Annotated in this window: 13 protein-coding genes and 1 pseudogene; 4 read left to right on the top strand and 10 right to left on the bottom strand. The window is 58.9% G+C overall.

Annotated elements, in window-relative coordinates:
* Positions 1–87: 87 nt before the first annotated feature.
* Positions 88–600 (top strand): DUF2165 family protein, encoded by a 513-nt coding sequence (locus ACJ8OK_RS07235; RefSeq protein WP_442530479.1) that lies wholly within the window; start codon positions 88–90, stop codon positions 598–600.
* A gap of 21 nt (positions 601–621) precedes the next feature.
* Here ACJ8OK_RS07235 and ACJ8OK_RS07230 read toward each other — a convergent pair whose 3' ends face one another.
* From ACJ8OK_RS07230 to ACJ8OK_RS07215, 4 genes are all read right to left on the bottom strand, one after another.
* The gene (locus tag ACJ8OK_RS07230; RefSeq protein ID WP_166729710.1) at positions 622–1,134 is read right to left on the bottom strand and encodes a GNAT family N-acetyltransferase; all 513 of its coding nucleotides are present in this window, start codon (positions 1,132–1,134) and stop codon (positions 622–624) included.
* A gap of 24 nt (positions 1,135–1,158) precedes the next feature.
* Entirely contained in the window at positions 1,159–1,506 is a 348-nt protein-coding gene (locus tag ACJ8OK_RS07225; protein ID WP_060558924.1) for a type II toxin-antitoxin system RelE/ParE family toxin, read from the bottom strand.
* Positions 1,466–1,726, bottom strand: a complete 261-nt coding sequence (locus tag ACJ8OK_RS07220) for a type II toxin-antitoxin system Phd/YefM family antitoxin (RefSeq protein ID WP_015377106.1) — start codon at positions 1,724–1,726, stop codon at positions 1,466–1,468. The genes ACJ8OK_RS07225 and ACJ8OK_RS07220 overlap by 41 nt, the downstream gene beginning before the upstream one ends.
* A gap of 68 nt (positions 1,727–1,794) precedes the next feature.
* Positions 1,795–3,030, bottom strand: a complete 1,236-nt coding sequence (locus ACJ8OK_RS07215; RefSeq protein ID WP_442530478.1) for an FAD-dependent oxidoreductase — start codon at positions 3,028–3,030, stop codon at positions 1,795–1,797.
* Between the two features lie 537 nt (positions 3,031–3,567).
* On the opposite strand from ACJ8OK_RS07215, the gene ACJ8OK_RS07210 reads away from it, so the two are divergent.
* Positions 3,568–3,966 (top strand): hypothetical protein, encoded by a 399-nt coding sequence (locus ACJ8OK_RS07210; protein WP_049203899.1) that lies wholly within the window; start codon positions 3,568–3,570, stop codon positions 3,964–3,966.
* 45 nt (positions 3,967–4,011) lie between these two features.
* Here the strand turns inward: ACJ8OK_RS07210 and ACJ8OK_RS07205 are convergent, their stop codons facing one another.
* From ACJ8OK_RS07205 to ACJ8OK_RS07195, 3 genes and pseudogenes are all read right to left on the bottom strand, one after another.
* Positions 4,012–4,299, bottom strand: a complete 288-nt coding sequence (locus ACJ8OK_RS07205) for a colicin Z C-terminal domain-related protein (RefSeq protein ID WP_072269807.1) — start codon at positions 4,297–4,299, stop codon at positions 4,012–4,014.
* Positions 4,300–4,314: 15 nt separating this feature from the next.
* Positions 4,315–4,521 carry a hypothetical protein gene (locus ACJ8OK_RS07200; RefSeq protein ID WP_126191985.1) on the bottom strand — a complete coding sequence of 69 codons (207 nt, stop codon included), beginning with the start codon at positions 4,519–4,521 and terminating at the stop codon, positions 4,315–4,317.
* A gap of 398 nt (positions 4,522–4,919) precedes the next feature.
* A pseudogene (locus tag ACJ8OK_RS07195) lies at positions 4,920–5,069 on the bottom strand (DUF4865 family protein); the annotation flags it as partial.
* Between the two features lie 105 nt (positions 5,070–5,174).
* On the opposite strand from ACJ8OK_RS07195, the gene ACJ8OK_RS07190 reads away from it, so the two are divergent.
* Entirely contained in the window at positions 5,175–6,044 is an 870-nt protein-coding gene (locus ACJ8OK_RS07190) for a LysR substrate-binding domain-containing protein (protein ID WP_015377109.1), read from the top strand.
* Here ACJ8OK_RS07190 and sseA read toward each other — a convergent pair.
* Positions 6,041–6,886: a 3-mercaptopyruvate sulfurtransferase gene (gene sseA, locus ACJ8OK_RS07185; RefSeq protein ID WP_015377110.1), complete on the bottom strand. Its 846-nt coding sequence runs from the start codon at positions 6,884–6,886 to the stop codon at positions 6,041–6,043. The two genes, ACJ8OK_RS07190 and sseA, sit on opposite strands and share 4 nt — an antisense overlap.
* Before the next feature lie 106 nt (positions 6,887–6,992).
* On the opposite strand from sseA, the gene ACJ8OK_RS07180 reads away from it, so the two are divergent.
* Complete coding sequence (locus ACJ8OK_RS07180) at positions 6,993–7,415, top strand: NUDIX hydrolase (RefSeq protein ID WP_004939419.1); 423 nt, start codon at positions 6,993–6,995, stop codon at positions 7,413–7,415.
* A gap of 9 nt (positions 7,416–7,424) precedes the next feature.
* Here ACJ8OK_RS07180 and ACJ8OK_RS07175 read toward each other — a convergent pair whose 3' ends face one another.
* Positions 7,425–8,090: an epimerase gene (locus ACJ8OK_RS07175; protein WP_442530477.1), complete on the bottom strand. Its 666-nt coding sequence runs from the start codon at positions 8,088–8,090 to the stop codon at positions 7,425–7,427.
* The gene (locus tag ACJ8OK_RS07170; RefSeq protein WP_033633788.1) at positions 8,087–9,112 is read right to left on the bottom strand and encodes an AraC family transcriptional regulator; all 1,026 of its coding nucleotides are present in this window, start codon (positions 9,110–9,112) and stop codon (positions 8,087–8,089) included. The genes ACJ8OK_RS07175 and ACJ8OK_RS07170 overlap by 4 nt, the downstream gene beginning before the upstream one ends.
* Positions 9,113–9,114: the final 2 nt, after the last annotated feature.

The raw sequence follows: 9,114 nt of genomic DNA, 5'->3' as shown, positions 1-9,114 counted from the left end.
CGTGCCGTTGTTTTTCCTTGCTGATGTTATGGATTAATCTAAAAGACGTTCTTTATTAATCCCTTGCCATGGATAGCTAACATCATCATGAACGAAATCACTGTGTCACGCCTTGGTTGCATCGTCCTGTCTCTGTTTCCGGCCCTGTGGGGGCTGTTCAGCCTGTTGAACAATACGGCGGATTTCGCCGGCACCGCGCGCAATGCGGTCGGGCCGCCGCTTGCCATGCAGGATACCTATCAAACGCCGGGGCTGATGTGGCGCGCGATCAGCGCCGACTGGGCCTGCATGTTGGGGTTGGCGGTCATCACCACGCTGGAAACGCTGGCCGGCCTATTCGCGGCCGCGGGCGTGGTGCTGATGATCGGGCGATTGAAAGGCCCTTACACCGCCTTCGCCAAGGGCAAAGCCTGGGCGATGTTGGGAGCGCTTTGCGCGATCGCGGTGTGGGGCGTCGGCTTTATGGTGGTCGCCGGCGACTGGTTCATGGCCTGGCAGGCCAAGAAGGATCCGTTGGCGGTGCAGCTGGGGGCGCTGATCTACCTGGCGCCCAATGCGTTTGCCTTGCTGTTCCTGATGTTGCAGCGGGAGCCGCGCTAACGAAGGCGGAGCGGGGCGCGGTTACAGCGCCTTGCTCATATACCAGATGCCTATCGAGCCCTGGGCGCTGGTGTAGCAGGTCTCGCCACACATGCTCAATCCCTGACGCTGATAAAAACGTTGGGCGCCGGTGTTGCGTTGCAGCACCTCCAGCCACAGCGTCTTCTGCTGGCGCTCGATGGCCCGCTGCTGCACCTGTTCGTACAGGCGCTGGCCATAGCCGTTGCCGGCATGGCCCGGCAGGAAATAGATTTTCTGCAGCTCTGCGCCGATTTGTTCGGTTGGTGCCAGCAGGCTGTCGAAGTTCACCCGCGCATAGCCGACCAGGGCGTCATTCTCATAGGCCAACAGCCAGCACACGTCGGGCTGGCGCAGCGTCTGTTCCAGGGCGGAGACGGAAAAATCCTCCGCCAGAAAGGCCTCCAGCTCGTGCGGGTAGCGCCACAGCTCACCGAAGTGGGCGCGATAGGTGCGGATGCCGATATCGCGCACCAGGGTTAAATCTTCCAGCAATGCCTGACGGACGGTGAACATGAGTGCCCCTTTGAGTAAGAAAAATTACAGCCGTTGTTCCAGATGCCGGTGGGGCACCATCGCCTGATGCAGAATGGCAAGAACGGTGATGCCGGCAGGGCGGCTGCGGTAATAGATCCTATGGCTGGCGTAAGGAAAACTGCGTATCGCTTCGCCCAGATCGTGAAAGTGGGCCTTACCCGCTTCCGGCATATCCGCCAGATGATGCATGACCTCTCTCAACTGCTCAAGATAGCGGCGAGATTGCGCTTGGCCCCAGTGCTCGACGGTGAAATGGCGAATAGCCAGCAGATCTTGTTGCGCCTGCGGGGTGAGGCGAAACGCGGGCATCTCAGTCGGTTTCATCGGTGAGCAGACGGTTGAAGAAGGCATCGCCGTCTACCGCCTTACCGGCGTCTTCCTCGGCGGTAGCCTGCGCGATTTTTTGCTGCAGCGCGCGTAATTTGAGATCTTCCAGCGCCTGGTAGTCTTCTACCGACATGACGACGGCGACCGGTTTGCCGTTGCGATTGATTTGCACCGGTTCACGCTGCGCCTTGAGCAGCAAATCGCCGAATTGGGTTTTGGCCTCGTTCGCGGTGAGTGCGTACATTTAATCGCTCCAGTTAATTAAATCGTTCGATTCAATCATTATACGGCGCGATGAAAAAATCACCAATGTTATTCCGGCGGGCAGGTTTCGTTGGACAGATGCCGCGGCGTTTCGCGGCGAAAGCCCAGGCCGATGATGCGGCCGAACAGGCGAGGCAGCCAGCGGCTGTTGCCGACGCGGGCGATCAGGCGTGAGCCGCCCGCCGTGCGGCGCTGACCCGGCTTACGCTGACTCATTTTGATCTGCAAAAACTGGATGGCCCGGGTGGGAAATTCGCGCCGGCGCTGCACGCTCAGCAGATGCTTCAGCTGCAGCCGATGCTGGCGCAGCGGCGGGATCAGGGCGTTGGCGGCGGCCACCGCGTCCTGAATCGCCAGGTTGACGCCCACGCCGCCGATCGGCGACATGGCGTGCGCGGCGTCGCCGATGCACAGCACGCCCGGTTTGGCCCAGCGATCCAGACGATCGATGCGAATGCTCAGCAGTTTTACCTGATCCCACTCGACGATCTCCTGCAGGCGATCGTCCTGGAATGGCGCCACCTCGGCGAGGTGCAGCAAAAATTTCTCCAGCCCGCTGCGGCGGATCGCGTCGAAGCTGCCTTTGTCGATCGAATAGCCGCACTGCCAGTAGTCGCCGCGATCGATCATGATGAAGTTTTGCTTCGGCCCGGTGTGGCCCATCGACCAGGCCGGATCGCCCGGCTGCTTGCTGAGCTTCATCCACAAGACGTCGCGCGGGGCGCCGAAGGAGCGGCTGCTGAGCGCCGCCTGCTCGCGCACCACCGAGTTGCGGCCGTCGGTGCCGATCACCAGCTGGCTGCGCACGCGGATCGGGCCCTCCGGCGCGTCGGCCAGCACGCCGCATACCTGGCCGCGGTCATACAGCAGCTTATGAACCTGCGTCGAGGTGAGCAGCCTGAAATGGGGGAAGGCGGCGGCCTGCTGCGCCAAAAAGTTGAGAAACTCCCACTGCGGCATAAAGGCGATAAATTTGCAGCGCGTCGGCAGGCGGCTGAAATCCGCCAGCTTGATGTCGCGGCCGGCGACTTCGGCATGCAGGGATTCCGCGCGTTGGTGCGGCAACGTCAGCAGTTCGTCGAGCAGACCCAGCTGATGCATGACTTCCAGCGTCGACGGGTGAATGGTGTCACCGCGGAAATCACGCAGAAAGTCGGCGTGCTTCTCCAGCACCGTCACGTCGATCCCCGCCCGCGCCAGCAGATAGCCGAGCATCAGCCCGGCGGGGCCGCCCCCCACGATGCAGCAGGTGGTGGCGTAAGGTGTGATCGGTGATGACGGCATGGTGGTTGACCCCGGAGAGCGGCCCGCATCCCGTGAGCCGCAAGTGAATGTTTAGTGTTGATAATGATTATCAATATCAAGTTTGACTGTCAACCCGCGGCGCAGTGTGGTCAAAGGGGATGGACAGATGGCCGACGCAGCGCAGGCAGATCGCTGTAGGGGATGGTGGCCTGTTCCTGACAGGTTGCCCAGGCGGCCTCGGCCAGATGAGGGCGATCGAAATGCGTCAGCCAGTGATTGACGCGCGGCCAAACGTCGCCAGTACCTGAATCAACATGCACAGGGTAGACGGTAGCTCGCTTTTTAATCATTAAAGGCAGGGGGCGGCCAGCACCAGCAGATAATTCTTTATAGAATTTTGATAATTTCTGGCTCAGTGCGGAGGGTGGATGTAAGCACATTTATAAAATATGTCAGATGACCGTATGTTGATTTATGTAGGTTATAAGGAGAACATTGAGATGCATCGAACTTATTAACGTACTACAATACGATTGTAGCTTATTCTAAGGCTAAGCCCCCACAAAAGGAGTTGATATGAAAAGATTTAAGACGAAGTCCTTATTGTTAAGCGTACCTGCATTGTTATTATTAGGCTGCTCAAGTTACAAAGAAAAAGATCAGCTAAAGTATGTAGTTGGGCAGGATAGTTTTACCCTAAGTCATAAATGTGTCGCAACAGCAAAGTTACAAGATAATAAAAAGACTAATCAAACCGGTGTGATTATAAATTTAAGTGACAATGACCAGTGTAAGAAAAAGTTAAACAATTTGATAAACAGCAACGAGGGTAAGGATGTTTCCGTTTATTTTAACGAAACACCAGTAACATCTCCTGTAAGAATTCATTCTAAAATAGATGTTGGCAACGGATATTATCAGTCTGTCACCAACAAAGAACTCGCTATCGACATACTCAGTGCTTACGACCAATAAGGTATAGAATAGCAACCTTATTTATAATAAGGTTGCTTTATGGTATCAAGCTAAATTAGTATAAACGTGAACACCTTGTCCCGTCCCGCTAATGCTCTTAAATTTGATTTTATCTTGCCCAGCGCCTCGACATGCAATTTGAAACGATGCAGGGCCAATAACCGTCACTGTTTTAGGGCCGTTTGGCGCATACCAAATAAATGCCACAAAGGGACCTTCAAGTTGAGAGATAGACTCAAAGTAAACAGTGTATGCTATATCACCAATATGACTTTCAAGATTAACCCAGGGTCCAAAGGCACCTGGCGGTGCCCAGACGTTTTGAGAAATCATAATACCTCCAATTAATTAATGTTCATGTGAGTGCTGTTGCCATTGTTTGTCATTAGATACATCTATAATTGAAACATCGGCACCTTCAAAAGCCTTGAAGAAATAGTCTAGTGCTTGTTCTTTTGTTGCAACAATATCTGACTGGCAACTAATTTCGGTGCCATTCTCATTTTTATAAGAAAAGAGAATGCGTTGTATTAAAACTGACTTTTCGTTCTCCATAGTACCTCCTGCCTTTAATAGAGGAACTGAATTTAAGATAAATAACTATTGTTATCACCTTATGTAGGCCTTGTCAGAGATGGCACAACCTGAGCATTACAGGTCGACTCAAAAAGTGTATTAAAACTTATAAATTAGGTCAGCATAGCATTCTTGATAATTAAGAAGGTCAATCGACTTTTTGGGGTTTCTAACCATGAAACGCAGCGTGACCTATCCGCGGCTGGCGTGAACTAACGATACATAATGTATGAAAATGCCAGTTTCGATGTGTTTTTTAACCTAAAAACCATTTTTCAGGAACATTTATCCAATGCTGACAGCTGCAGTCATCTTTTTTCTCCATCAAATGGCGCTTGTCTGACAACCGGTTGGTGGCGTGCTCGCCTCGCGGTGGCGCTGCCTTCGCTGCGCTGCGCGTACAGATAGGCTTTGACGATCAGCTGCGGGCAGGCGTCGAGCCGATGGCCGAAATCGGCGATGCGGCGGCGGACGATCGCCATGTCGTAATCGGCGGGCAGGGTGAAACGGTATTGCATCGCGAGCATAAGGATTCTCCGCAAAGACATTGACCGGGAGAGCGTGACACGCCATCTTTATCAGTAAAATCGGTATTATTTTGATTGATGGTTCAGAAAATCAGGATGGTCAGCATGGGGCGAATCACGTTCGATCTCGAGGATTTGCGCAGCTTCGTCACCGGCGTCGAGCTGGGCAGCTTCGCCAAGGCGGCGGAACGGCTGGGGCGTTCGACGTCGGCGGTCAGCGCTCACCTGAAAAAGCTGGAGCAGCAGGTCGGCGCGCCGATCCTGCGCAAGGCCGGACGCGGCATGGTGATGACCGAGGCGGGGGAAACCCTGCTCGGTTACGCGCGCCGCCTGCTGGAGCTTAATGACGAAGCCGCCGCCGCGGTGCGCGGGTTGGATCTGCAGGGCACGGTGCGGCTGGGGCTGCAGGAGGATTTCGGCGAGACGTTTCTGCCGCAGGTGTTGGGCAGCTTTGCGCGTGCCAATCCGAAGGTGCGCATCGAGGCGCGCATCGCCCGCAATGCCGAGCTGATCGACTGGGTGCTGAAAGGCCAGCTGGATCTGTCGCTGGCGTGGGATGGCGGTCTGAGCACGCCGTTTCATCAGGCGCTGGGGCAGCGGCAGTTGCACTGGATTGCGTCGCCAGGCTTCGCGCTGGCGCCGTGGCGAGAAGGGGATGAGCCGTTGCCGTTGGTGATGTTCGACGCACCCTGTCTGATGCGCAGCGCGGCGACGCAGGCGCTGGATCGCGCCGGCATTCCCTGGCGCATCGCCTTTACCAGCCGCAGCCTGAACGGCGTTTGGGCGGCGGTGAGCGCCGGGTTGGGCGTCACGGTGCGCACGGCGGCGGGTTTGCCGCCCGGCCTGTCACCGTTGGCGCCCGAACTGCTGCCCGTTCTCGGCCAGCTCGGCGTGGTGCTGCACCGCGCCGAGGATCAGCCCTCGGCGGCCGTGCAGCGGCTGGCGCAGATCGTGGTCGAGCGGATCGAAACCTAATCTTTGGCGATGGGCTGTTTGCCGCTCAGCTGGCCCCATTCGCTCCAGGCGCCGTCATACAGCTTGACCTGCGGGGCGCCGAGCGACAGCAGGCCGAACGCCAGCACCGCCGCCGTCACGCCGGAGCCGCAGCTGGTGATGATCGGGCCGTTGATATCCACGCCCTTGTCGCTGAAGGTTTGGCGCAGCGCCTCCAGCGATTTGAAGCGGCCGTTTTCCAGCAGCTCGCCGTACGGAATGTTGATGCTGCCGGGAATGTGGCCGCGGTGCAGGCCGGGGCGCGGCTCCGGCGCTTCGGCATAAAAGCGCGGCGCGGCGCGCGCGTCGAGAATTTGCACCGGCGTGCCTAACGCCTGTTCCACTTGCCGCATATCCACCACCGCGTCGGCGTTGAACCGGGCGTTGAACGCCTGCGGTTCAGGCTGCGCCGGGCCGGTTGCCAGCGCCTGGCCCTGCGCCGTCCAGCCGTTCAGCCCTTCGTCCAGTACGTAAACATGCTGGGCGCCGAAATTGCGGAAGGTCCACCAGCCGCGCGGCGCGGAGAACTGGTTACCCTCATCGTAAATCACCAGGGTATCGCGCTCGCTGATGCCCAGCTTGCCCACCGCCGCGCCAAACTCCGCCGCCGTCGGCAACATGTGCGGCAGCGCGGTATTTTTGTCCGCCACTTCGTCGATGTCGAAATAGACCGCGCCGGGGATATGGCCGCGTTCGAACTCGGCAAGCATGTCCTTTTTCGGCGTTAGCCCCACCGGCGACATCCGGACGTCGATCACCACCAGATTTTCATCGTTGATATGTTGCGCAAGCCATTGAGGGGTCACCAGAAACGGAGAGTTCATCGTTATTGTTCGCCTGTTGTGAAAACGGATTTTCACTATACACCAGGCCGCGCGGGGATGAAGTATGATGTTCAGTCAAAGGCAATGGGCAGGGAGCGAAAAAATCATGACGGACGAGGCGTTTGGCGGGGCCAAGATCGCGCTGCTGTGCGATGGTTTCCTGCTGGTTTACCAACGGGACGATAAACCGGGCATTCCGTGGCCCGGCCTGTGGGATCTGCCCGGCGGCGGGCGGGAAAACGGCGAAACGCCGCTGCAATGCGTGCAGCGGGAGACGCAGGAAGAGTTCGGCGTGGCGATCGCCGAACGTCAGGTTGTCTGGCGGCGGCGCTACGACGGCATTTTGCCCGGCTATCCGCCGACCTGGTTCATGGCCGGGATGATCACTCCGGTGCAGATCGCCGCCATACGTTTCGGCGACGAGGGGCAGCGTTGGCGGATGATGCCGGTGGAGCAGTTTATTCACCATCCGCAGGGTATCGAACACCTGCGCCGCCGGGTGGCGGAGTATTGGCGGCAGGGCGGTTAACCCCGTTGTTCAGGATGCCGCCAGCCGGTTGATCTGCGCCGGTTCGATGATGCGCAGCGCGCTTTCCCGTCGCGCCACCGCCAGCATCGCCCGCCCGATTCGTTCGGTGCTGCTTACCCGGGCGGGAAACAGCCGCAATGCGCCGAGCCACAGCGGCTTGAACTGCCGATAGGCCAGATCGTAGAGGCGGGTTTTGGAGCGAATGCCGTGCAGCGGCACAATGGCGCCAGGGCGGAACATCACCGCGTGGAACGGCAGCGCCAGCAGCGCGTTTTCGGTGGCGCCCTTGACCCTGGCCCACATGCTGCGGCCGCGTTCGCTGCTGTCGGTGCCGAGGCCGGAGACGTAGACGAAGACCATCGACGGATTCAGCGTCGCCAACGGGCGGGCGGCGGCCAGCGTCAGATCGTAAGTCACCGCGCGATATTCAGCTTCACTCAGGCCGGAGGACGAAATCCCCAGGCAGAAGAAGCAGGCGTCGTAGCCGGCGAGCTGCGGCTCCAGCGCCGACAGATCACGCAGATCGGGCACAGAAAGCTGGCGCAGTTTGGCGTGGCTCTGGGCCAACGGGCTTCGGCCGATGCTGAGCACTTCGCTGACGCGCGGATCGCGCAGGCATTCCCGCAGCGCGCCCTGGCCCACCATGCCGCTGGCGCCGAAAATCATCATTTTCATGCTCTGTTCTCCCACTGGCCGGCGGCGCGCTGCGTGCGCCAGCGGCTGGGCGTCAGCGTTTCCCACTGAATAAAGGCGCGGCTGAACGAATTCAGCTCTTCGAATCCCAGCACAAAGGCGATTTCGCCCGGTTCAAGGTCGGTTTCCGCCAACAGCCGGCAGGCGGTGCGGTGGCGGGTTTTGTCCAACAATTGCTGGTAGCTGTAGCCGTGCTGTTGCAAGCGGCGCTGCAGCGTGCGCGGGCTGAGATAGAGTTCAGCGGCCACGCTGTTGACGCTGGGGCGCTGGCCGCGCATGCTGCGGCTGAGGATCGCCATCACCTGCGTGGGCAGATCGTGCGCCGACTGAGATTTGGCCAGCTCCGCCTCCAGCCCAGGCAGCAGCACCGCCAGCATGGCCTGGTTGTAGGTGACGAAGGGTTGACGCATCAACGCGCGATCGAACACCAGCACGTCCAGCGGGGCGTTGAATGTCACCGGGCAGCCGAAATAGCGCGCCAGCGGTGAGGCGGCGTCCGCTCGCCGGGTCAATTCGATCGCCTGCGGCTGCAGGGGCAAGCCGGTGCCGCGCCGACACAGGGCCGTGATGGCGGCGAACATGGCGTCGATCAGCAGCGCCGGCGCGTGGCCCTCGCTCATGGTCCAGCGGGTGTGCAGGCGCATGCTGTCGCCGTCTTCCACCAGCATCAGCTCTTCCGGGCAAACCAGCCGTTTATAGCGCGCCACCTTTTGCAATGCTTCGCCCAGCGTGGCGGAATGCAACGCGGCGACCAAGGCAATGTCATAGTGTTCCGGCGCCGCCTCGCCGCCCAGACGCAGACCGAAGGCGGGATCGTCGTTCAACTGCGGCAGACTGCGCCAAAGAGAGAAGAATTGTTGCGTAGTGAGTTTAATCTTGTCGCGCCGTTCGCCGAACAGCCCGGCGGGCAACCCGGCCAATCGGCCGAGCTGCTCAATATCGACGCCCTGCGCCGCCAGGTGTACCGCCAGCGCGCCGGAAACCGGAATTTGATCGCTGCTCAATG

The sequence above is a fragment of the Serratia sp. CY71090 genome, from assembly GCF_052166845.1.
Lineage (GTDB): Bacteria > Pseudomonadota > Gammaproteobacteria > Enterobacterales > Enterobacteriaceae > Serratia > Serratia nematodiphila.
This window is presented reverse-complemented; position numbering and strand designations above follow the sequence as displayed.